19 protein-coding genes and 1 pseudogene are annotated in these 23,760 nt (G+C 42.0%); 7 read left to right on the top strand and 13 right to left on the bottom strand.

Annotation, left to right across the window (positions count from 1 at the left end):
• Positions 1–38 precede the first annotated feature (38 nt).
• Complete coding sequence (locus AC4CUX_RS03320) at positions 39–785, bottom strand: alpha/beta hydrolase family protein (RefSeq protein WP_490747454.1); 747 nt, start codon at positions 783–785, stop codon at positions 39–41.
• Positions 786–948: 163 nt separating this feature from the next.
• Between AC4CUX_RS03320 and AC4CUX_RS03325 the strand changes: the two genes are divergently transcribed.
• On the top strand, positions 949–1,509 hold the full coding sequence (locus AC4CUX_RS03325; protein ID WP_376699556.1) for a peroxiredoxin: 561 nt from the start codon (positions 949–951) through the stop codon (positions 1,507–1,509).
• A 97-nt stretch (positions 1,510–1,606) separates the two neighbouring features.
• On the opposite strand, the gene ftn is transcribed toward AC4CUX_RS03325, so the two are convergent.
• The 5 genes and pseudogenes from ftn to AC4CUX_RS03350 form a co-directional block, all read right to left on the bottom strand.
• Positions 1,607–2,071: a heteropolymeric bacterioferritin subunit Ftn gene (gene ftn, locus AC4CUX_RS03330; protein WP_004695301.1), complete on the bottom strand. Its 465-nt coding sequence runs from the start codon at positions 2,069–2,071 to the stop codon at positions 1,607–1,609.
• A 270-nt stretch (positions 2,072–2,341) separates the two neighbouring features.
• Entirely contained in the window at positions 2,342–3,973 is a 1,632-nt protein-coding gene (locus tag AC4CUX_RS03335) for a PepSY-associated TM helix domain-containing protein (protein WP_490792182.1), read from the bottom strand.
• Between the two features lie 3 nt (positions 3,974–3,976).
• Positions 3,977–4,270 (bottom strand): hypothetical protein, encoded by a 294-nt coding sequence (locus AC4CUX_RS03340; protein ID WP_058870177.1) that lies wholly within the window; start codon positions 4,268–4,270, stop codon positions 3,977–3,979.
• Complete coding sequence (locus AC4CUX_RS03345; protein WP_490747452.1) at positions 4,236–4,526, bottom strand: hypothetical protein; 291 nt, start codon at positions 4,524–4,526, stop codon at positions 4,236–4,238. Before AC4CUX_RS03345 ends, AC4CUX_RS03340 begins: the two co-directional genes overlap by 35 nt.
• Before the next feature lie 73 nt (positions 4,527–4,599).
• A pseudogene (locus tag AC4CUX_RS03350) lies at positions 4,600–6,741 on the bottom strand (TonB-dependent receptor).
• Positions 6,742–7,015: 274 nt separating this feature from the next.
• On the opposite strand from AC4CUX_RS03350, the gene AC4CUX_RS03355 reads away from it, so the two are divergent.
• Positions 7,016–8,083 (top strand): SDR family oxidoreductase, encoded by a 1,068-nt coding sequence (locus tag AC4CUX_RS03355; protein ID WP_490747450.1) that lies wholly within the window; start codon positions 7,016–7,018, stop codon positions 8,081–8,083.
• A gap of 278 nt (positions 8,084–8,361) precedes the next feature.
• Here AC4CUX_RS03355 and ligA read toward each other — a convergent pair whose 3' ends face one another.
• The 5 genes from ligA to AC4CUX_RS03380 form a co-directional block, all read right to left on the bottom strand.
• Positions 8,362–10,401, bottom strand: a complete 2,040-nt coding sequence (gene ligA, locus AC4CUX_RS03360; RefSeq protein ID WP_490792183.1) for an NAD-dependent DNA ligase LigA — start codon at positions 10,399–10,401, stop codon at positions 8,362–8,364.
• 94 nt (positions 10,402–10,495) lie between these two features.
• Positions 10,496–11,491, bottom strand: a complete 996-nt coding sequence (locus AC4CUX_RS03365) for a cell division protein ZipA C-terminal FtsZ-binding domain-containing protein (RefSeq protein ID WP_490792184.1) — start codon at positions 11,489–11,491, stop codon at positions 10,496–10,498.
• Between the two features lie 4 nt (positions 11,492–11,495).
• Positions 11,496–14,948: a chromosome segregation protein SMC gene (smc, locus tag AC4CUX_RS03370; protein ID WP_490792185.1), complete on the bottom strand. Its 3,453-nt coding sequence runs from the start codon at positions 14,946–14,948 to the stop codon at positions 11,496–11,498.
• Positions 14,949–14,958: 10 nt separating this feature from the next.
• Positions 14,959–15,654: a GntR family transcriptional regulator gene (locus AC4CUX_RS03375; protein ID WP_490792186.1), complete on the bottom strand. Its 696-nt coding sequence runs from the start codon at positions 15,652–15,654 to the stop codon at positions 14,959–14,961.
• 159 nt (positions 15,655–15,813) lie between these two features.
• Complete coding sequence (locus AC4CUX_RS03380; RefSeq protein ID WP_234955445.1) at positions 15,814–16,617, bottom strand: sulfite exporter TauE/SafE family protein; 804 nt, start codon at positions 16,615–16,617, stop codon at positions 15,814–15,816.
• 28 nt (positions 16,618–16,645) lie between these two features.
• Between AC4CUX_RS03380 and AC4CUX_RS03385 the strand changes: the two genes are divergently transcribed.
• Entirely contained in the window at positions 16,646–17,401 is a 756-nt protein-coding gene (locus AC4CUX_RS03385) for a biotin--[acetyl-CoA-carboxylase] ligase (protein ID WP_234956292.1), read from the top strand.
• A gap of 16 nt (positions 17,402–17,417) precedes the next feature.
• On the top strand, positions 17,418–18,149 hold the full coding sequence (locus AC4CUX_RS03390; RefSeq protein WP_234304572.1) for a type III pantothenate kinase: 732 nt from the start codon (positions 17,418–17,420) through the stop codon (positions 18,147–18,149).
• Here AC4CUX_RS03390 and AC4CUX_RS03395 read toward each other — a convergent pair.
• On the bottom strand, positions 18,140–18,739 hold the full coding sequence (locus AC4CUX_RS03395; RefSeq protein ID WP_234304571.1) for an RBBP9/YdeN family alpha/beta hydrolase: 600 nt from the start codon (positions 18,737–18,739) through the stop codon (positions 18,140–18,142). The genes AC4CUX_RS03390 and AC4CUX_RS03395 overlap by 10 nt on opposite strands.
• A gap of 179 nt (positions 18,740–18,918) precedes the next feature.
• Complete coding sequence (gene ffh, locus AC4CUX_RS03400) at positions 18,919–20,325, bottom strand: signal recognition particle protein (RefSeq protein ID WP_490747441.1); 1,407 nt, start codon at positions 20,323–20,325, stop codon at positions 18,919–18,921.
• A 138-nt stretch (positions 20,326–20,463) separates the two neighbouring features.
• Here ffh and AC4CUX_RS03405 point away from each other — a divergent pair, with 138 nt between their 5' ends.
• The 3 genes from AC4CUX_RS03405 (at position 20,464) to AC4CUX_RS03415 (ending at position 23,707) form a co-directional block, all read left to right on the top strand.
• A complete protein-coding gene (locus AC4CUX_RS03405; protein ID WP_010327405.1) occupies positions 20,464–21,273 on the top strand; it encodes a cytochrome C assembly family protein in 810 nt (269 codons plus the stop codon).
• A gap of 37 nt (positions 21,274–21,310) precedes the next feature.
• Positions 21,311–21,673 (top strand): hypothetical protein, encoded by a 363-nt coding sequence (locus AC4CUX_RS03410; protein WP_148825577.1) that lies wholly within the window; start codon positions 21,311–21,313, stop codon positions 21,671–21,673.
• Positions 21,674–22,120: 447 nt separating this feature from the next.
• Positions 22,121–23,707, top strand: a complete 1,587-nt coding sequence (locus AC4CUX_RS03415; protein ID WP_490792187.1) for an ATP-binding cassette domain-containing protein — start codon at positions 22,121–22,123, stop codon at positions 23,705–23,707.
• Positions 23,708–23,760: the final 53 nt, after the last annotated feature.

Genomic DNA, 23,760 nt, shown 5'->3' on the forward strand with positions numbered 1-23,760 from the left:
CAAAAAGAAATTGCGATATTCACCACTCAGCGAATTGTTTAATCCATTTTTTGTAAATGTTGGCAGATTTTGTCAGTTACTTCATCGACATGAAAAACTGGAAGTCCATGTGAACCACTTAAAAGCATCGTATCTAAAAAAGTTGCACCTAAAGCTTTTAAATTATCCAAGACTTTGTAGCTAACTAAAAAATCTTGTTTAGCCAGAAGATGGAGTTGATGCCCCGTATAATTGTGTAAGATCTCAACCGTATTTAAATGCTCTAAACAATTGAGTCCCTGTTTTAGCAGATCTAAAGACTGAGGCTGAATCAAACTTTGCAACTGCAAAAAATCTTGCTTGGTAGTTGCCGTTCCTTGGCATACCATAAATCCAAATTTCTTTAAGGTTGCAATCGCATCTGCTTCGAAGGATTGTTTAAAGCTTTTAAATGTCGCTGGACTCATCGCGGTTATCCAGTTTTCATGCGCCACAAAGCACGGATTTGAAGCTAGAGTAATTAATACTTTTTGCTGTTGATACTGCTGTTCAACAGCCGCGACCAATAAAGTCGCTAGTTGCCCCCCCAAAGACCAACCGATAATGACATCAAAATCTTTGGCTTGTTCAACATGTTGCTGCAACGCCAGTGTATCCAATCCATTAAAAATATTGATCAGCTCAACCGAATGGCCTTTATGCTGCAAAGCATGAGCCAAAGGTTGTAGTAACTTGGTCCCACCACCCCAGCCCGTGATGAGTAAAATACGTTGATTCAATGCAGACTCTAAAACTGTAAATTTCAAACAGTATAAAACCTCAGACTCCGTTGCAAAGCAAGCCCTTTGAATGAACAGTAAATTTAAATAAATAATTCAGATTTAGACACCAGAATCTCAGCACTTTAGTGCCTTAAAATTTGCTAAGATCAATGAAATACATTTCTGGACAGCCTACACCATGAAAATAATGCAAGTGGCAACGATTAGCTTACTTTCGCTAGGTAGTTTCTGTGCCATCAGTAGCGCCACTTATGCAGCACCAGCTTTTTCAAGCGCTTCATCAGACCAAAAACAATGGGTGGGCAAGCCCGCACCGAGTTTTAAGTTACAAGATCAAAATGCCAAATGGCATGAGCTCAAACAATATCAAGGCAAATGGGTAGTGTTATATTTTTATCCGAAAGATGACTCGCCGGGCTGCACCCAAGAAGCCAATCAGTTCAAAGCACTCTACCCACAATTTAGCAAAAATAATGCGGTGGTCTTAGGCGTGAGTTTGGACGATGTACAGTCACATCAAAAATTTTCTAAAAAGTTGGGACTGAATTTCCCTATTTTGGCTGATCACAATCATCAACTGGCAAATCAACTCGGCATCGTGCGGAACTTGGGCATCGCGAAAATTGCGAAACGTGAAACCTTTCTGATTGACCCACAAGGTACAGTGGTCTATCACTACAGCAGTGTAAATACCCAAACCCATGCGGGACAAGTATTGGCAGATATTCAAAAATTCTCTAAAAAATAACCGATATAAAAAAGCCTTCGAAGATTGATTCGAAGGCTTTTTGATTACTCAGTATGTAAATACACATGCCACCTTTACATAAAGTGGCCGGCATTTCTTACATTTGAGATTGAATATAGTTTTGCAGACCAATCAATTCGATTAAACGTAATTGTTTTTCTAACCAATAGGTATGGTCTTCTTCGGTATCTGACATTTGTTGACGTAACATGTCACGGGTAATGTAATCACCCTTTTCTTCACACAATTTTACGCCTTGCGCTAATTTTTCACGTACATGATATTCGAGCTTTAAATCTGCTTTTAAGCATGAAACCACATCTTCACCAATTTCAACGTCATCACGTTGCATATTCGGTGTGCCTTCCAAAAACAAAACACGGCGAATAATCGCATCTGCATGTTGTGCTTCTTCTTGCATTTCATGATCGATACGTTCAAAGATTTTGCTCAAACCCCAATCTTCATACATACGTGAATGAATGAGATATTGATCGCGTGCAGCCAATTCTCCACCGATCAACATATTTAAGTAGTCTACGACTTCAGGATTGCCACGCATTTTCAAAATCTCCATTCTCTAATGCAACTATTATGGACACATTTAATTCACTTTGCAAAAGATAAATTATGTAAGTTTATGATTTTTATAAAATTAAAATGAGAAACATACGCATTTGCAGTATGAGTCATCAAAATAATAGTTATAAAAGAAGCCTTTGCAAAACTTCATCCCTTTTGCAAAGGCTTTTTAGGCTTGAACAGCCCTGTGCTTCATTTTGTAACCATTAAAAATGCTTCTTATTTCAGCCTTAGAACGGCGTACAATCTTTCATTTTTTTTGTGCAACGGACCAAAGAGAACCCACTTCAGCGGACTGGACTCGGGCCTGAGCTTGGCGATAAAAACGGAAAAATAACCCTGCAAAAATAATAGCAAAGACGTCAAACCACCATAAAGAGGAAGAAGATGACCATAGCCCAATCTCAGGTAAGAGCAGTGCTATAGCAGAAGTCAAAGGTATGAGCAGTAAAACAATCACAATCGACAGCAATAACGTTGGTAATGCTCGTGCTGCGCCCAGTAGAAAGCTAAGCATTAAACTGAAGATAAAAATCGCATAATAGATATACATAAACCATGCGTTGATGCTGTGTAGTTCAGGACTGAGTACATAGGCCCAGCGCCCGATCAACATACTCATAACAATGCCAAAGACCGTTCCCAAACATGCGCCTATGGTTAAGTTTGCGATGAATTGCACATCCTTACGCTGTGCAGGTGGTGCTAACTTTGGATTTTTTTGTCGTTTCACTCGAGACTCAATCCATAACAGATTACCTGAGTAAAATAAAAATGCTCCGCCCAGCCCCAAGGCCAAATACAACCACCGGGTAAAATCTCCGCCATAGTTACCAAAGTGCAAACTGAACATCGATCGAATCAGTTGATCTAGACCAGAACTTTGGGTATTTAAATTGGCTGTACTATAGGGTGCGGGCTGGTAAGGATTGAAAAACATCACGTCGAAGTTATCACCACGTAACATCTGGTCAGGGCTGTATAAACTCACGCGTGCCGATGCCTTGGCGGGTTGGTCTAGATTGTTAAAGCTTACAGACGAGACCTCATAGCCCTGTGCTTGTTGCTGTACCTGTAAGAGTATTTTTTCAACATCCAGTTGAGGAACTGGATCTACAATCTGCACCGCAGCGGGACGTTCAAACAATGGTTTGCCTTTGGACACCAACTGCCCCAAGCCATCATAAAAGAGATCATGAAATGCAAAAACAATCACCGTCACACTTATCAAAATATGAAACGGTAAACTGGTAATGCCAATCACATTGTGCGCATCGAGCCAAAAACGTTTTTTGTTCTTACCTTGCCGTATCGCAAAATAGTCTTTGACCAACGTTGGCAAGAGGATGATTAAACCTGTCATTAGCGCCAAAAAATATAAGACGGATACCACACCCATCACATAAACACCGAGTGTATGATGCCCAAGCATCCCTGGAATGCCTGCCGTTTCGTGCAGTTGTTCAATCAACCAACCCAGTTTAGATAAGTTTTCTTGTTCAACCTGTAAAGTCCCATCTGGTTTCAGTGTCGCCAACATCGCGCTTTGATCGGTATCAAAGGCATGATCATCATGTACTTGACTTTGCGCAGGTTGCCACTGAATCGGGGCATAATGAAACTCTTTGGATTTTAAATTGATCTGAAAGCTTTTTTGCGCTGCAGGATAGTGCTGCTGTACCTGTGACACCAGATCGTTGTACTGATGGAATTCAACCGTATTTAAACTTTGTTGCGGTGGCGTTGCCCACTTACTCAAATCATGCTGAAACATACTCAGCCCACCTGCAAAAAAGCAAATGAACAAGAGAATGCCTGCACAAATCCCCACCCATGTATGTAACTCTTTGGCCAGTCGGAGAATATCTGTACGTACCTTCATGCCCTATTCCCCTCTGAGCCAAAATATGAGTGTGTAAGCCACAACATTGAAAAACAGATAAATCACAATGGACTGCCATCCGCGTGGAATAAAATAGGCCACGAAAAAGAGTGGTAGCCAAATCCATGGAATCGACCACATACCTAACTGTGGAGCAAGACTACGATACTCAGATTGCAGTCCCCACATTGTGATTAATGCAGCTAAAGCGAAAGCTAGGCTGAGTCCAAGAACTGCTCCTGCAAAGCTTTTCGTCCACCAGTCAGGTTGTATCTTTTGATCGCGTAGTAACCTCATGCATCAAAGCCCCATGTAATAAAGGAATAAATGGTAGTGCTGACCACAACACCAATGGCATCAGTAACCACATCAACACCGCCACCAGTTTTGGTAATACCGCCAGTAAAAGAACCAATGCCAAAACAAAACCAATCCACCCGACCCAACGATACTTTTTCGCCACAGTCTGTTTAAGAAAAGTTTGGTTAGGATGGGTCAAATACAGCAGCACACAACCACCACAGCACAGGAGTAAACCGAGAAATTTCATCATTGCGTTCAACTTAAATGAGACAGCATTCAGACATAAAAAAGCCCACTGCATCGCAATGGGCTGATCATAAAAATTAGAAATCGAAAGTGACGCCAAGTTTATAGGTACGTGCACCACCAACCGTTGCATAGTAAGAGTTGAACACACCTTCCCAGTATTTTTTATTAGTCACGTTATCTACATTGGCTAAGAAAGTCGTGTTTACACCACCCAGTTTTGTTTTATAGCGCGCACCAACATCAAGAATAGTATAGTCAGGAAGTTTATAGGTATTCAAACTATCTAAATATTGTTCACTAACATAGTTAGCCCGAGCATTAACATTTAAACCATCTACCACAGGTACGGCATAATCCAAACCTAATGAGGCAGTAAAGTCTGGTACACCATAAATCGTATTGCCTGAAATATCAGTGGTGCTTGTAGAACCTTTTGTATATTCAGCATCAATATAAGCCATGCTTCCCAGTAGACTTAAGTCCTCTGTGAAACTCCCTGAGAAGGACCATTCAATACCACGTGATCGACTTTCCCCACCATCTTCAGTGATCTGTGTATTACCATTAACCGCTGTCGCCAAAGCTGTTGTGATCAGAGTCGGTTTTTCAATTTGATAAAGCGCCAAGCTATTTAACCAAGAACCAGCTTGATACTTCGTCCCCACTTCATATTGCTTCGTTTCGTAAGGCTTAAACAGTTTTCCTTCATTCACATCCGCGGTAGAAGTTACTGAGTCTGCTTTTGATAAACCTTCAACATAACTTGCATAAAAAGATAAATTTTCTCCAAACGGTTTGATTACGATGCCTAAACTTGGTGAAAGCTTATTTTCATCGTATTTCACATCTGTAGTGAGACTTTCTAACTGCATATCTTGATAACGAGCACCCAAAATCAACTGAAATTTGTCATCCAACATTGAAATTTGATCCGTCAAGGTATAACTCATGAATTTATCATCTTCATAAGGTACAACTGTTGGATAGGTCGTTGGCATTGTCCCGTTCGAGTTAGGATTATAAAGATTCGTTGTAAATGATGAACTGGTCGCACGAGAGTGTTGATCGTATTCGCGATGCACATAATCTGCACGTAACCCAAGGGTATGTTTAATGGCGCCTGTATTGAATTTAGTTTCAATACCCGTATTACCACTTAGGTTATTTTCTTTAGATGCGACTCGATAGTACTGCGAAGTTGCATCACCTGCACTGTTCTGCAAGATCATACGCGTACCAAAAATATGGCCCGAATAACCTTTCTCAACATAACCCACACCTGCAAAAACTTTGGTATCAGGGGTGAATTTATATTCACCATTTAAGCCCGCATAACGGCTATAGGTTTCCCCATGAATTTGATCAAAGTAATTATTATCACCCTTTGGTGTGGCAACTACGCCTGTTTTTTGCATAGAGACCATTGCAGGTGAACCATTATCACGGTTTTCACGAATGGCATAAGCATCAAAGTTTAGTTTTAATTTATCGGTCGTATAGTCCGCTGCAATCGAACCCAGTGCTAAACGGTCATCCATACCTTCAATAAGATGCTCACCGTCTCCATATGTGCCGTTTACACGAACTCCAAATTGGTTTTGGTCACCAAAACGACGAGAAACATCTACATTGGTTTTATAATAACTCTCATCTTCTAATGACGTCGAAATACGTGTTAGATCTTGGTCGGCACGTTTAGAATTCGCAATCACTACTCCGCCAACGCTTCCTGCTGGTGCCATACCTGCAACCAAAGCATTCGGTCCTTTCAATACTGTTACCGATTCTAGTAAATCTGTTGGTATACGTCCCATAGGAGCTACAGCGTATAACCCGTTGTAAGCCATATCGTCATAGCCGACACTAAAACCACGAATTTGGAAGTTTTCGTTTAAATGACCTTGATTGGTCGTCGCACGAATACTGGCATCATTTTCTAAAACTTCCCCCACTGTAGATGCTTGTTGATCACGAATCAGTTGCTCTGTATAAGTAGAAACCGTAAATGGCGTATCAATCGTTGACTTATTCCCTAAAGCACCCAAGTCAGCTGCCTTCGCCAATTTACCATCGGCATAGCCTTGTTGTGATTGCGCTTCTGATTTTAAGGCAGGTAAAACTGAAACCTCCTCTGCAAAAGCAAGCTATAAACAGCCTCCACCCATCATCAAAAGCCCAACAGAGCTTGCAAGAATTTTCTTAGAGAAGGATTTCATTTTAAACAACGCTTATTTTTAATGAGAATTATTATTATATGTAAAATAATTATCATTATTTATTGTATTTTATCATTTGACTTATCTATATGATCTAAAATACAAATTTAAGATTACTGCTAAAAAATACGTTTTACTCGCTCAATTTCAATACAGTTTGGTGCAGTATTATAAAATGACGCATAAGTCAGACACCTGTTCACCCCATAGGCAAAGACTTTCATGGCATTCACGTTTACACTAAGCCAATACTTAAAACAACAATGGGGAATCTATGACAAACTTAGCAACACAAGCACCGGTACTGGTTACAGGTGCATCGGGTTATATTGCCAGTTGGGTGATTCAAAAATTATTAACCCAAGGGTATACCGTTCATGCCACTGTACGTGACTTGAACAAAACCCAAAGCTTCGCGCATTTATCTAAAATTGCAGACAGCAGTGCTGGAACACTGAAACTCTTTAAAGCCAATTTGCTCGAGCCAAATTCCTTTAAAGAAGCGATGCAAGGCTGTGAAATTGTCTTTCATATGGCCTCTCCTTTCGTCGTTACTAACTATAAAGATGCAGTGAAAGACATCATTGAACCTGCTGTTTTGGGCACAGAAAATGTCTTAAACACCGTCAATGAAACCGAGTCTGTTAAACGCGTCATTGTCACTTCGAGTATTGCTTCGACCTATGGCGATGCCATTGATATTTTAAAAACAGACCACAATACTTTTAATGAAAGTCACTGGAACACCAGCAGTTCTGAGACTCATCAGCCTTATCCATATTCTAAAGTGATGGCTGAGCGTAAAGCTTGGGAAATGGCAGATGCACAAAACCGCTGGCAATTGGTTTGCATTAACCCAGCATTGGTCTTTGGTCGTTCATTGACACCAAATACGCAGTCAGGCTCAATTGAGGTCTTACAACAGTTTACCAATGGTTTGACTTTAGCTGGTGTCCCACCTATGTGGAATGGTGTAGTCGATGTTCAAGATGTTGCTGAAGCTCACTTACAAGCAGCATTCAACCCAGAAGCAACGGGTCGTTACATTGTAAGTGGTGGAACTTTAAGTCTGCTTGAAATCGGTCAATTGCTTAAAGCACATTTTGGTTGGAAGTTTCCATTTCCACGAAATGAACTTCCTAAAGCAGCTTTTAAGGTGATTGGTCCATTCATTGGATTTAGCCGCGAGTTTGTTGAATTGAATATGGGTTATCCCATTTATTTTGATGCGAACAAGAGCCAAAAAGAATTGGGTTTAGAGTATCGAGATGTCAAAGAAAGCTTGGTTGAGCACTTTCAACAATTGCTCGATGACGGTGTCATCAAGCAATATATTCCTTGAAATAAACAACCTAAGTTTGACTTAAATATTTCTCCAGCTCATTGAAAAGCAATGATCTTGGCGGAGTCTTATCAAGTTCTCACCCCATTTCATCATTAGCCTGCAGCTGGCCCTACTTTTGTTTCGGCAAAAGTAGGCAAAACCATGCTCATCTGCAAAACCTGACCACTTTTTGATGTATCAGAAATATGTCGCAGAAACATTATCTTACTTACACCACGCAGGTTGCAGATGACGTTCCCAAGTATCATATTTCTGATTTAACCTGAGTCAACAATCTAAGCCTCTAACTGACCATAATCTTTCATCAGTTGAATAAACTCAGCTTCATTGATCACAGCAATACCAAGCTTCTCCGCTTTATCCAGCTTTGAACCTGCTTTTTCACCTGCAACGACACACTTTGTTTTACTCGACACACTACCACTCACACGTGCGCCCAGTGCTTGTAGGAGCTGTGTTGCTTCATCACGCCCCATCGTACTGAGTGTCCCTGTCACGACCCAACTTTCACCATTTAAAGGTTGTCGACTTGGTGCCACAGGCGCGTCCCAATGAATACCTGCCGCCAATAATCGGTCTAAAACTTCAAGGTTATGCGGTGCTTGGAAAAAATCGACAATCCACTCCGCCGTGATATCCCCTACATCTGGAGTTTTCTTTAAAGCTTCAATGTCTGCGACACGTAGCGCATCTAAAGTTTGGAAAGTATTGGCCAACATACGTGCTGTGGTTTCACCCACTCCACGAATCCCTAGTGCATAAATAAATGCAGCCAAAGTGGTTTTCTTACTATTTTCAATCGAATCAATCAAGTTCTGAACGGACTTCTCACCCATTTTTTCAATGGTTAATAGCTTTTGTCGGTGCTCGTGTAGGTGATAAATATCAGCCACATCTTTAAGCAGATCAAGATGTAACAATGATTCGACCCAACGATCCCCCAAACCTTCAATATCAAGCGCTTTACGTGACACGAAGTGGCGAATCGCCTCAATACGCTGTGCGGCACAATACAAACCACCTGAGCAACGTGCTAAAGCTTCACCTTCGGGCATCACCACTGGCGATTCACACACGGGGCATTGGCTCGGGAGTTCAACTTCAGTCGCATCGATAGGACGGAACTCAGACCATACTTTTTCCACTTTGGGAATCACATCACCACTACGGTAAACACTGACAGTATCGCCAATTCTAACATCTAAACGGTGAATTTCCCCAATATTATGCAAGGTCACATTTGAAACGGTCACGCCGCCCACAGCAACAGGATTCAAACGCGCCACAGGTGTGAGTGTACCTGTACGCCCCACTTGCCAGTCAATATTTTCAACCGTGGTGAGCGCAGCTACCGCAGGGAATTTATAAGCCGTTGCCCAACGCGGTTCACGACTTAAAAAACCGAGCTGTTGCTGTTGTTTGAGGCTGTTAACCTTAATCACCATGCCGTCAATTTCCACACTCAATTGTGGTCGTTCCGCATTGATTTGTTCATAAACCGCTTGAACTTCTTGAATACTATCGCAGACAAAATGACGCTCACCAACTGCAAAACCAAACTGTTGCAACCACTCTAGACTTTCCGACATGGTGCTTTGACCATGATTGGGTTCACACTGCGCAATACCATAAGCATAAAATGCGAGTGGACGCGAAGCCGCAATATTCGGGTCTAACTGACGTAAACTTCCCGCCGCGGCATTACGTGGGTTGGCAAAAGTCTTCTCACCTTTGGCTTCATTTTCTGCATTGAGCTTTTCAAAACCTGCTTTAGGCATCAAAACTTCGCCACGAACTTCCAGTAACGTAGGTACTTCACCCTGATCTGTACTCAACACCTTCGGCAAGTTCCGAATGGTTTTGACATTTTGAGTAATGTCTTCCCCTGTCTCACCATCACCACGTGTCACTCCACGCACCAGCACACCTTGTTCATACCACAGTGAAATGGCAAGACCATCAAACTTCAGTTCGACATCATATTGAATCGTTTGATTCGGCAACCGTTCTTCTGCACGGCGTGCAAAAGCAAAGAGTTCTTCTTGATTAAACACATTGCCTAAAGACAGCATCGGTACCACATGGGTCACGCTCGTAAACTTCGCCAAAGGTTTACCGCCCACTTTATTGATCGGGCTATCCGGCTGAATATACTCAGGGTATTGTTCTTCTAAAGCTTTCAGTTGATGAAAGAGCTGATCATATTCACTGTCTAAAATGGTCGGCTGATCCATCACATAATAAGCATGATTATGCTGTGCCAAAATTTGGATCAGTTGACGCATTTGCGCAACGACAGTCGAAGTTTGAGTCATAATTTCACCATAAAAAAGGGCGGTCTTTGTTCCGCCCTAAAAATTGTATTTCTACTGTCTATTATAGAAATCGTTACCGTTGCTTTCAATCAGATTAAGCATCGATTGCTTGTCCAGCACGATAATCAATCGCCAAGTGGCGCCAATGCTCACGCAGTTGTGGCGTGAACTCTTGGTTGTTTTGGTCATAAACCGTTCCATCGATTTCACGAGCAATTAAACGTGAAATACTGTCCATGGTGTCAAAGGCATTTTGGACATCGCGGTGTGGTAAAGCCAAGAAAAATGCCAAGCCTTTAATTGGATCGGTCGACAAATTTTCCAAGTCAAAACCATCCATACCTGTATCAGTAATCTGCAACACAGAGAACAGTAACTTGGTTCCATCTTCGTTATAACGATGGAAACACGACATTTCGCCAAAACGTAAACCATACTTCATTAAAACTTTTAAAGTTTTCTCACCAGACAATGCACGACGTTCAGGATAAACATTCAGGGCAATAAACGACTCTGCTGTGGCTAAGGCACTTTCATCATCGACAATTTTTTGCTCATACAAATGTGCATCTAAAATGCTGCTTTCATCGTCAAACTCTGAAATTTCAGCTTTTTCGACGTTGGCATTTAAACTAAATTCAGCTTTATCCGCTTTTGCTTGGTCATCAATAAGCGAGGAGCTTGCACTTTCAGTCGTTAATTCCGTTGCATCTGCTACTGCATTTTCAGGAGCGACTAAGTCTACTGCTTTATTTTCTACCTCAGCTGATACATCCAAACTTGGTTCCGTGTTGCTGCTTTCGAGCACACTATCTGCATCCAAAGCTTTCGGTTCGGCTTTTTCAGGCAGTGTCTCTTCTACAGAGCTTTCGTTTAAAGTCGGCTCTTTACGTTCAGCCTCTTCAACTGATGCCGTTTGCAGTTGGTCACGTACGTGACGCGGGATAATCGGTTTTTGACTGTCAGCATCGATATGCAATGCGGACTCAAGTGAAGGCGCTGCATCTGCCGGCTTTCGAAAAATCATTCGAACCCCAAACAGCATAATGATCACTGCTATGACGATACCAATAATTGTTGTGTATTCCATCTTATTAGGCCTCCGCGACTAAACCGTATTCTTTTGCCTGTTCTAAATTTACAGTCACTAATTTTGATGTTCCCGGTTCAGGCATCGTAACACCTAACAAGTCGGTCGCCATCGTCATTGCGAGTTTATTATGGGTAATGTAAATGAATTGCACCTGTTCAGAAAGCTCTTTTACAAGATTACAAAATCTTCCCACGTTCGCATCATCCAAAGGCGCATCAACTTCATCCAAAACACAAAATGGCGATGGATTGAGCCGGAAAATCGCAAACACCAAGGCCAATGCTGTCAGGGCTTTTTCTCCCCCTGAAAGTAGCGCCAATGAGCTATTGCGTTTGCCTGGCGGACGGGCCATGAGCTTAACCCCAGATTGCCAGTCATCTTCCAAAGTCAGACTCGCTTCTCCACCATTGAAAACTTTCGGGAACAGATCTTGTAGTTCGGTATTGACCCGATCAAAAGTGCTCATGAACAGTTTACGGGTTTCTTGATCAATACTTTTCATTGCAGCACGCAACTGCTCAACAGTATTTTCCAAATCCTGAATTTGATGGCTCAACTCTTCAAAACGTTTAGACACTTCTTCATATTCTTCTGAAGCCGCCAAATTCACTGCGCCCAATTTCTCAAACTGTTGCTGTGCTTTTTCTAAAACTTGTTGATGGTTACTGATCTCAATGTTCAAACCCTCAATAGCTTCAACATTCATCTCTTTCAGCTGTTCAGAATAATGTTGTAAGTCTGACTTTGCCGCTTGCCACGCCAAACGCTTCTCTTCTAACTGGGTTCTCAGCTTTTCATCTTGTTGTTGCTGTTGATGACGGTGTTCGGTCAAACTTTGCTGGCGCTCTTGTACTGCATTCAGTTCAACTTGCCATTCAGACCATGTCTTTTGCAGCTTTTCAGTAATCTGTGCTTGTTCGCTAAACTGGCTTTCCAATGCAGGCAGCTCAAGTTGTACAGGGTCAATAAACTTTTTGGCCTGCTCCATCTGTGACAATATTTGCTGATACTGCGCCTTTAAGAAAGTACTGTCTTTTTCTAACAGTTCAATCTGCTGTGTGGTTTGGACCGCCTGACGACGCACCATTTCAAGCGCCTGCCAAACCTGCTGTGCCTGCTGCTGGCTATCATCCAGTTGCTCAGTCAATGACTCCACTTGGAACTGCATGGTTTTATAGTTTGGCAAGTTTTGCTCTAGCTTAATATTCAATGCATGCAGATCAATCTCCAGATCATCTTTTTGCATGGCATCTTCTTCAAGCTGACTGTCTAGCTGCGCCAGTTGATTGGCCAATTGTTGCTTTTGCACTTCAAAGGCTTGGTTAGTACTTTGCACTTTGGCAATATTCAAATCAATCTGCTGCGTCGCTTGAACTTCTTTTTTTAACAGGTGTTGATCCGCTTTTAACTGCTCATCCACCGCTTGGACTTGAGTACGAAGCTCTGTGGTTTTCGTTTCAAGCTGAGTCAGAAGTCCCGTTTTTTCAGCAAGGGTCTGTTCAATTTCATCTAAACGAATCCGATGGCTTAACGCACCCTGTCCAGCTTGGCTTGCTTCGTCATAATCCAAACCAATCACCCAGTCCACGCCGACATGGTAACCGTCTAAACTCAGAAGAGACTGACCATCTTTCAATTGCTTTTGCAGCGCTAGGGCTTGTTTTAAGTTGGTAGTCACACCCACCTGCTGCCACAAAGAGGATTGCGGCGATTCAATCCAACTGGCTAGGCTATCGCAACCTGCAATTTCGATCAGTTCAACATGCGGCTGAGGCGTTAACTGACGTGCAACGGCATCGGTGAATGCATCGCTGTTGTCTAAACAATGCGCTGAAAGCCATTTGGCTAAGAATTTTTCGACCAGCACGGCATGGGTTTTAGCCGCATCTTTAAGCTTCAGCACGTGCATCAACTGTGGATGATCACTATTTTTTAAGGCGCTGACTTTGACCAATAGCTGCTTTAGATGTTTCTGTTCTGCACTTAAGACCTGTATATCTGCTTTGTGCTGATTCAACTCAGTTTGAGCAGCTTGGTGCTGAATACGCAAATCATCCAGCTGTAACTGCACCTCAATGATACTTTGCTCACGTTGTAACTGCTGTGCCTCAGCGTCTTGCTTGGCATGCAACAATTGGTCTATCGCATCCAACTGGCTTTGGTTTTGAATTTGCGCCGCTTGCTGCTCTAAAATTTGCTTTTGTTGTTCAAAACGTAAAATGTTTTTGGCCAACTGTTCACTTTGCGCCAACATTTGCGTTTTTTGTTGCTGTTGCTTTTCAACCAAACTTTTGACTTGTTCAAACTGTTGAAGCAGCTGTTGCTGCTGTGCTTTTAAATCCGTTAAGCCTTGGCTTTGCTGTTGGTTTTGACTTTCTTGCTGTTGTAACTGTTCGGTATGAAGCTCATTTTGTTCGTGCAAACTTTCCAGTTGTAACTCAATCAACTGCATACGTTCTTTGGTTTGTGCCTTCTGCTGTTCAAGCTGTGCCAAAGTCGTCGTATTTTGCTGGAACAAGCTCTGCTTTTGTTCCAAAGTCATTTTCAACTCAGCCAGCTTTTTCTCTGCCTGTTGCCACTCACTCTGTAGGGGCGTGGACTGCTGAATCAGACGTTGAAATAGCTCACTGGTTGACGTCAAATCATGCTCTAAAGTGGTTAACTCTGAACGGACTAACTTGAACTGATCGCCCAAATCATTCATGTGCAGCGTATATTCTTGTTGTAAACGGCTGCTTTGTTCACATTGAAAAGATAAAATTTCAACTTTAATGGTGCGAATTTGGCTTTCCAGTGTTTTATACTGAATCGCGGTTTCAGCCTGACGTTTTAAAGTTTTTAACTGTGATCTTAATTCGGAGGCAATATCTTCTAAACGCGATAAATTTTGCGTGGTGTGATCCAAATGTAATAAAGTTTCACGGCGACGTGCTTGATAACGCGAAACCCCTGCGGCTTCCTCAATAAAAACCCGCATTTCTTCAGGTTTTGCATCGACCAAACGGTTGATCATGCCTTGTTCAATAATCGAATAAGAACGTGGCCCTAAACCTGTGCCCAAGAATATATCTGTAATGTCCCGACGACGGCACTTGGTACCATTTAAAAAGTATTCAGACTTGCCATCTCGGTTGACCTGACGTTTAACCGCCAGTTCGGTATAGGCATTATAGCTACCACCTAACTTGCCATAAGTGTTGTCAAAACGCAGTTCTACACTGGCGACACTGACAGGTTTGCGCTTTGCCGTGCCTGTAAAAATGACATCCTGCATACTGCCACCACGCAACTGACGCGCACTGGATTCGCCCATGACCCAGCGAATAGCATCGATCACATTGGATTTGCCACAACCGTTCGGCCCAACGACTGCGGTGCGGTTATCTTTAAAGTGTAATGTGGTACTGTCGGCAAAAGATTTGAAGCCGGAAAGTTTTAAACTGCTTAAACGCATAATGTCCTGACTAACGTCGTGAGCGTCTCGCCCACGCAAGTTCAATTTGTTTCATTCGGGTCAGAGATTCCAACACCAAGTTACGTAAGTGTCGACAAAAATCTTCCATAAATAAAGTAGCTTGTTGTGATTTTCTGATTAAAACAGCATCAGTCACCAGTTTAAATAAATCATAAGATTCTTGTAACTCTCTACGCGAAGTATTTAAGGTTAAAAAATAGCTCCGACGTATCGAGGGTAACAATTCTTGGTAAAACTTCATCAAATAAGCATTGCCCACCATTTCATGCTGGCGCGCCAATCCTTCAAAAATCAAATCATAAAATTTTTCGATACTGCCCTGTTTCAGTTGATTCCCCAACTCATCCAATAACAGCTGTAAACGTTCCGCTTCATAGCTGCGCCATGTTTCCGCAATGCGTTGCACAATTTGCCCCAATAGCAGACTGCTGGTGTCAAACAAGGCGCGCACTTGCTGAGCGGACATTTCAGAGACTATAGCGCCGCGACGCGGGTAGATTTCAATCAGATGTGTACGTTCAAGCAGTAACAAGGCCTCACGCACCGAGCCGCGACTCACATCCAGTTCAGCGGCAATACGTAATTCTTGTATGCGCTCACTTTCGACCAACTCACCGCGAATGATTTGTTCACTGATGTGCTTGGCAATTTGTTCGGACAAACTCTCTGTATCATGTGCTTGCATACTGTTCCTAACTTGTTTTTATAAGATGCAATCCATGGTCTTTAGTGACCTATTTTTAGGTTTTACCCGATCTTAAACGCTAAACACTATGTCATTGTCTAACAATTTTACCGTCTATAATGCCAATCAACAGCAACGCACACAACATTGTCAAAGAAATTAAGAACTAAAACCTTGATAAATAAAATATAAACCAACTACCACCAACAAACCAGCAAAACACTTTTTCAACATCGCAGGCGATAAAAGATGCGCTACTTTCGCACCAAACTTCGCGGTGATAAAACTCATGACCGCAATCCCCAAAAAAGCATAGACATGAATATAACCAATGGTATTTGGTACGTTGACCTCAGCCTGATGCCCGAACCACATAAAACCTATAGCTCCAGCCACTGCAATTGGTAAACCACAAGCCGCAGACGTCGCCACCGCTTTTTGCATAACCACACCATGACGGTTTAAGTACGGCACCGTCAAACTTCCCCCACCAATGCCAAAGATCGCAGAAGCCACACCAATGCCTGCACCGACAAATAACTGTTTGCCTGTAGACGGTAACTGACGTGATGGATCGACCTCAACATGTGCGCCACTAAACATTTTGTACGCCACCCACACCGCAAAAAAACCGATCAGCAACTGTAAGCCATGTCCCGACATATAGTCTGCAATGCCCGCACCTAAAAAAGCACCCATGACTAGACCTGGAGCCAAATTGCGAAACACAGGCCACAACACGGCTCCACGTTTATGATGCGCACTCACGGAACTCATTGACGTGACAATAATGGTCGCCAGTGATGTGCCAACCGCCATATGCATAATGACACTCGGGTCATAGTTCAGATGAGTAAAAACCACATATAAAATCGGGATGATAATGAGTCCACCACCGACCCCAAATAGCCCTGCAGCAAAACCAGCGATTGCGCCAATCAGTAAATATATGATTAACTCCATGATCATTTTTCACTTTTCTCAGATTCATATGGATTTAGAGACACGCCAATTACAACAGCTTCTCGCTGAAGCACAGCAACTTCCTGAAGTTTTATTGCTTAAGCCAGTTACCACATCCACCAATGATGATGTGCGTGAAATTGCGCAAAAAGGGATTCAGAGCGTTTTGGTCTGCAGTACACGACAAACTCAAGGTCGTGGACAGCGTCAACGACAATGGGTTTCTCCTGAAGGAAACATCTATTTAAGCACATTGCTACAGACCAAAACACCTATAGATGGGCGCTTGGCTTTAGAAATTGCGTTAAATATCTTGCAAATGCCGAGTTTGCAAGGCCTTGCTCTGCAAGTGAAATGGCCAAATGACCTTTACAGTACTCAAGGTAAATGGGGCGGCATTTTAGTTGAACCACTGTCGAGCCACCAAGCTATTATTGGGGTTGGTATCAATATCAACCAAGTCGAAGATACCCAGCTTGATCAAGCCACCAGCTCACTTGAACAGCTGGGTTTAGCCCAAGCAGATCGCATTCGCTTAATGGCGGAACTATATCTAGCGATTCAACAAGCAGGCCTATGGTTCACCCATAACAGTGCAAATCTGGCTTCTCGTTTCAATCATTACGCAGCCTTTATGCAGCAACAGGTCGAATTTGAACATATGAAAGGTCTGTCTCAAGGCCAATTCTTAGGCATTCAAGATGATGGTGCGGTACAAATTCTGACCACCAATGGTGTTGAAAACTTTTATCAAGGCCGTTTACGCCCAGTGACCCCTGTTTAAATGATTGAGCATCATCATGAAAAATTTATGGTTAGATATTGGTAATACTCGTCTGAAGTATTGGATTACGCAGGAAGATCAAATTTTGGAACAAGGGGCTGAGTTACATTTACAGTCCCCTGCCGATTTGCTTTTAGGTCTAATTCAGCATTTTAAAAACTTAAACATCCAACAGATTGGTGTTTCTTCGGTTCAGGACAAAAAAAATAATGACCGAATCCGTAGACTTTTAAAAAGTTTAAATGTGCCGATCACCTTTGCTCAAGTACAGGCCAACTATGCTGGCTTACAATGCGGCTATGAACAGCCCGAACAACTCGGAATTGACCGTTGGTTGCAAGTGCTGGCTGTCGCACGTAATCCAGAGCAGAACTATTGTGTGATTAGCTGTGGTACGGCGCTGACCATCGACTTGGCAGATGGTTTACAGCATTTAGGCGGCTATATTTTACCCAATCTCTACTTACAACGAGACTCGCTGATCCAAAACACCAAAGGCATTAAAATTCCAGATGCGGCTTTTGATGAACTCGGTCCTGGCCGTAATACCATCGACGCAGTGCATCATGGGATTCTGCTCGGCTTGGTCAGTACCATTGAAAAAGTCTTGCAACAATCTCCACGCCAACTGATTTTAACTGGCGGTGATGCACCTGTATTTGCACGCTATTTGGCAGAGTATGCACCATGCATTGAAAATGATTTATTACTTAAAGGGCTGCAATATTATACTCAACATCACCCCTGAGCCACCGCCTGTTGTTGTAAAAGGGGTTTTAAGGTATTGAGCAGTAGCTCAAATTCAGCATAGCCATTTTCACGCATAAAATGCCCTGCACGTTTCACCTCCAGTACCTCTGCACTCAAGAAGTGCCCAAAGGTAAGTGCCAAAGGAGGTGGAACATAAGGGTCATTATTGGAAAACATAACCACACGTGAAGCGATGTGAGAGTGGAGTATACCGCTGTCCAACTTCGCTTGCGCAATAAAGCCACTTAACTCAGGTAAGGTTGTTAAAGCCGCTTTAAAGCCCGCAATACAGAAGATCGCTTTGATTCGACGTTCACGCAGTCTACTACTGAGATAATGTAAAGCTGCTAGACACCCCAAACTATGCGCAATGATGATGGTATTTTCATCCAAAGCGGTCATTTGCAGGGCCAAAGCCTGTTGCCATTCTTCGAAATGTGGTGCATCGCTGTGCGGGAGCACTAAACGTTTTACTTCAGCATGCAGATCCATCTGGCTGAGTTTTTGACTTAGCCACGGAAACCAATGGTCATTGGGCGATGCTTGATAGCCATGCACAATATAGATATGTTGTTTTGATCCATTCATTTTCAACTTCTTATTATAATGTTTGAAAAGAATAAATTTTACGCAACTTTCAAGCCATAAACAGTGCGTTTTTGTTATTGATTGAGGGTATTGAAAATACACATAATATTTTCCATGACTCACAAAACAACATAAAAAAGGCGCTCAACGCGCCTTTTTCTGAAATGGTAAGAAGCAGATTACTTCTTATCGTTCCCACCAAATAATGGTCCCATTCCGCCGCCACCACCAAACTGTTTTTGCATACCGCTTAGTGATTTCATCATTTTTGCCATACCCGATGGATTGGCAAATTTCTTCATCATTTTCGCCATTTGCGCATGTTGTTTAATCAACTTATTGACTTCAACGACATCCATACCACAGCCGGCTGCAATGCGCTTTTTACGGCTTGGGTTCATCAGATCTGGATTGCGGCGCTCTTTGATGGTCATCGATTGGATAATCGCTTCCATCTTTTTCACTTGCTTTTCAGGGTTCGCTTGCGCCAACGCATCTTGAATCCCTGCATTGCTCATGCCAGGCAACTTATCCAAGAAGCCCATCATGCCGCCCATTTTATTCATTTGCTCAAACTGCATTAGCATATCTTCAAAGTTGAAGCTGCCACCTTTTTGCAGTTTTTTCGCCATTTTTTCGGCTTTTTCTTTGTCGACTTTACGTTCAAGCTCTTCGACCAAAGAAAGTACGTCACCCATACCCAAGATACGCTGTGCAACACGTTCAGGATGGAATGGCTCTAAGGCATCGAGCTTTTCACCCATACCTAAGAATTTGATTGGCTTACCTGTGATTGCACGTACTGAGAGCGCCGCACCACCGCGCGCATCACCATCAGTTTTGGTCAGAATCACACCCGTTAATGGCAGTGCATCATTGAAGGCTTTGGCTGTATTTGCCGCATCCTGACCGGTCATTGCATCGACCACGAACAAAGTTTCAGTTGGCTTAATCGCCGCATGAAGCTCTTTGATCTCGTCCATCATTTCATCGTCTACGTGTAGACGACCTGCTGTATCGACAATCAAGACATCCGCAAACTGAATTTTGGCTTGTTCAATTGCACGCGTTGCAATGGTAATTGGTTTTTCGTCAGCACTCGATTCAAAGAAAATCGCGCCAACTTCACCTGCAACAGTTTGTAGCTGTTTAATTGCTGCTGGACGGTAAACGTCGGCAGATACCATCGCGACTTTTTTCTTTTGGCGTTCTTGTAAGAAGCGAGCAAGTTTTGCAGCAGTTGTTGTTTTACCTGCACCTTGTAAACCCGCGAGTAGGACTACAACAGGAGGTTTTGCTGCAAGATCAAGGCTTTCATTTGCCTCGCCCATCATTTTTGTTAATTCGTCATGCACGATTTTAACAAATGCTTGGCCCGGCGATAATTGATTCATGACTTCTTGACCCAACGCCTCTTCCTTAACTTTCGCGATAAATTCACGAGTTACAGGAAGTGCAACATCGGCTTCAAGAAGTGCCATACGTACTTCACGTAGGGTATCTTTAATATTGTCTTCGGTTAGCTGCCCAGAGCCAGTAACATTTCTTAAACTCTGCGTGAGTCGTTCCGTTAAGGTATCAAACATTGCAAAATCCGCTTAAAATTGCTAGTTGCAAAAAAATCTTTCTTAAAATAGAAAATTTATGCATAGAATGCTATAGGATACTGTAGTTCGCACCGAATTTATATAAATGAATATTCATCATCCTGAAAAAGGTTTGACATGATTAGCCTGCCCTTGGTTTACACCATCTTAGCATTAGTCGCTTATACCACCTCTTTTTGGTATTTGTTCCTCAAATTAATGGCTAAACGTGATCCAAACCATTGGTTTATTGGCATTATTTTAGGCTTAGGCTTATTACTACATGCAACTGTTTTGTACCATGACATGCTCACGCCGATGGGGGTGAATTATGACGTTTTTGTCTTAATGTCATTTACATCTGGGCTCATGTTGTTACTTAGTCTACTCTATAGCACTTATCGTCCAATTCTAGCTTTGAACCTGATTGGCATTCCTGTGGCTGCTACAGGACTCATTTTAGGTTTTGCCTTTAGCCAGTCCACTCAATTTATTGAACAGCGCTCATTGGGTTTAGATATTCATATTATTTTATCGCTGTCGGCCTATGCGGTGCTACTCATGGCGACCATACAAGCCGTGATTTTATGGTTCCAAGATCGTGAGTTAAAGAACAAACAGAAGAAACGCTTTTGGGTTAACTTACTGCCCTCTTTTCAAGCGATGGAGTCTTTACTGTTTGACTTAATTAAAACGGGTTTTCTTTTACTAACCGTGGCGTTGGTGTTTGGTTTCTTTACTATCGATAACTTTTTTGCCCAACATCTGGCACATAAAACCGCTTTTAGTATTATTTCTTGGTTTGTGTATGGGGCTTTACTCATCGGACATTACCGTTTTGGTTGGCGCGGTCAAAAAGCGATTCGTTTTACCTTAATTGGATTCTTCTTGTTGGCTGTCGGTTTTATCGGATCTAAGTTTGTATTGGAAATGATTTTAGGTCGATAAAGTATTTTATGTTAACTTTAGGAAAATTAAACTTATAATGAAATTTTTCTTTGTAGCATTTGCATTCACTTTAATCACATGGGTTTGCAGCGATTTTTTTCATAAAAAACAATTAGATTCTGCAATAAACTCAACAAATAAAATTAAAAATTGTGGCTACTTGTTGGGCATTAAGTCAACAAAAGCTAGATTTAGTCAGGAGTATTTTGTAATACAGAATAATCAAAAGGAAATAGATAAATTTAATTTTGATCCTGAATTTGATGTGCATCAGAACATAAAATACTCTGGAGAAATAAAGCAAGGGGAAAAAATTTGTTATGAATATACTTACATTCACACTTATATGGATACTATAAAAATTCTAACAAATATGAACAAAATTAATAATTTTCCATAAAGTTTACAGAATAGAGCTTATGTAACATAACACTAAAAACTCCCCCAACCACCCTACAATATTTTAGTTATCTATTGCTTCTCATCCCCACTAAAAACATATAGCAGCACTGTAAAACTCATCCACGCACTCACAAAAGCCTCACTTAACCAATCGTGCGGGTTGTATTCACATCTACAGGAAGCTTCGATTAGTATGTGGCCTATAGCACTGATCGATAAACCTTAAGTGCATAAGAAAGATAATGAAATGGATCGTTTTTTATCCATCTGTTATACTAGCTAAATATTTACCCCCCTTCTTCCAATTTAGAGTAACGCCAATGAAGTAAGTCTTATTTTCCGTCAAATCTAATTTATGTGTTTTCTGACGTGCAAAATAAACTTATTTACTACTCTATATCTCTATAAAAATTTATTTTGTATGTCCTGTATAAAGGAGTCTTTAATGACCCAACAGGCCTGTACTGTAAAAAATCTCAGCGTTCAATTTGCTCATGAACCACTTTTTCAGCATTTAAACTTTGAATTGCCCGCTGCCCAATGTTCAGCTCTGATCGGACGCAATGGTCAAGGCAAATCAATATTAATATCCCTACTCACTCAAGCGTACATGCCAAATTATGCGAGTGGCGAAGTGATTTGGCATATGCCATTTTCCTACTTAAGTCAGCTCGAGCGTTTAAGCAACTGTACACTTGCCGAAGCCCTTAACATTGCTGACTTACATGCAAGTTTTCAACGTATTGAACAATCGACTGCGAGCTTTGAAGACTATGACCGCGTCGAACATGCATGGCATCAACCCACTGAGTGGCTGAAATTACTGGAAAGTGCCAACTTACCTACAGATCTATCTAGCTCGGTTTCTCAACTCAGTGAAGGTCAGAAAACTAAACTGGCACTGTGTCTCCTTTTTTTACAAACTGGGCATTATTTACTTCTTGATGAGCCCAGTAATCACTTAGACCATACAAGTCGTGCATGGTTAAGTCAAAAAATACTTCAGCATCCTGCGGGCTGTTTAGTCATTAGCCACGACCGCACATTGTTAAATCAAATCTCCAATACCTATGTTTTAAATGATTTTGGCTTGCAACACTTCCGTTGCAACTATGCCGAGTATCAGTCACACACAGAGCAACAACAGCAGGCACTACAACACAATATCTCGCAAGAGAAAAGCGAACTCAAACAATTACAAATCCAACAGCATGAACAGCGCATGAAAGCCCAGAAAAAGCAAAAGTCTGGGCAGAAATTACGAAGCTCTGGTTCTCAAGCCAAAATCCTACTCGACTTTAAAAAAGAACGTGCGAGTCAAACCTTATCGGGAGTCGCGCAGCAACAACTTCGCCAAAAGGAACAAGTGCAAGATGAGCTCAAAAACAAACAGCAGCAACTAGAACAGATTAAGTCACAAAAGTTTGATTTCCATTTTCAACCTAAACAAACTGGTGAAATTCTTCGTTTAAAAGAAGTGGTTTTAGCAGCACTCTCTATCTTCCCTATTTCTTTTGCCTTACATAGCGGAGAAAAAATCCAACTGCGCGGCCAAAATGGTTCAGGTAAGTCGACCTTACTTCGTGACATTCAAAATTATAGTCATATTCAATCGGGAGACATTGTCAAGCGAGGAGCATCGTTATATTTAGATCAAAACTTTAGCCTACTGAATCCAGAACTGAATGCGGTACACAATTTACAGTTATTGAATCCGTCTTTGTCCGATGAGGCGTGTCGGAATCAATTGGGGCAACTTCGAATTCGTCGAGATAAAGCTCTGCTTCCCATCTCACTACTCAGTGGCGGTGAACAACTCAAAGTTGCTTTACTGTGTATCAGTCTCGCAGCACAGCCTGTGGACTTACTGCTACTGGACGAACCCGAAAATCATCTCGACATCAACTCAAGACAACTGTTGGCACAGGCTATACGCGATTTTACAGGGGCGGTTATTTTAGTTTCGCATGATGATGCCTTTATCGAGGAGACACAGATTGAAAACTATTTCGATTTAACCCAAACGGATTAGACTAGACAGCGTGATCGGATTTGCGTATAACACCGTTTTTCTATTTGACTGGT

This window comes from Acinetobacter sp. 231_lipA (assembly GCF_058243005.1).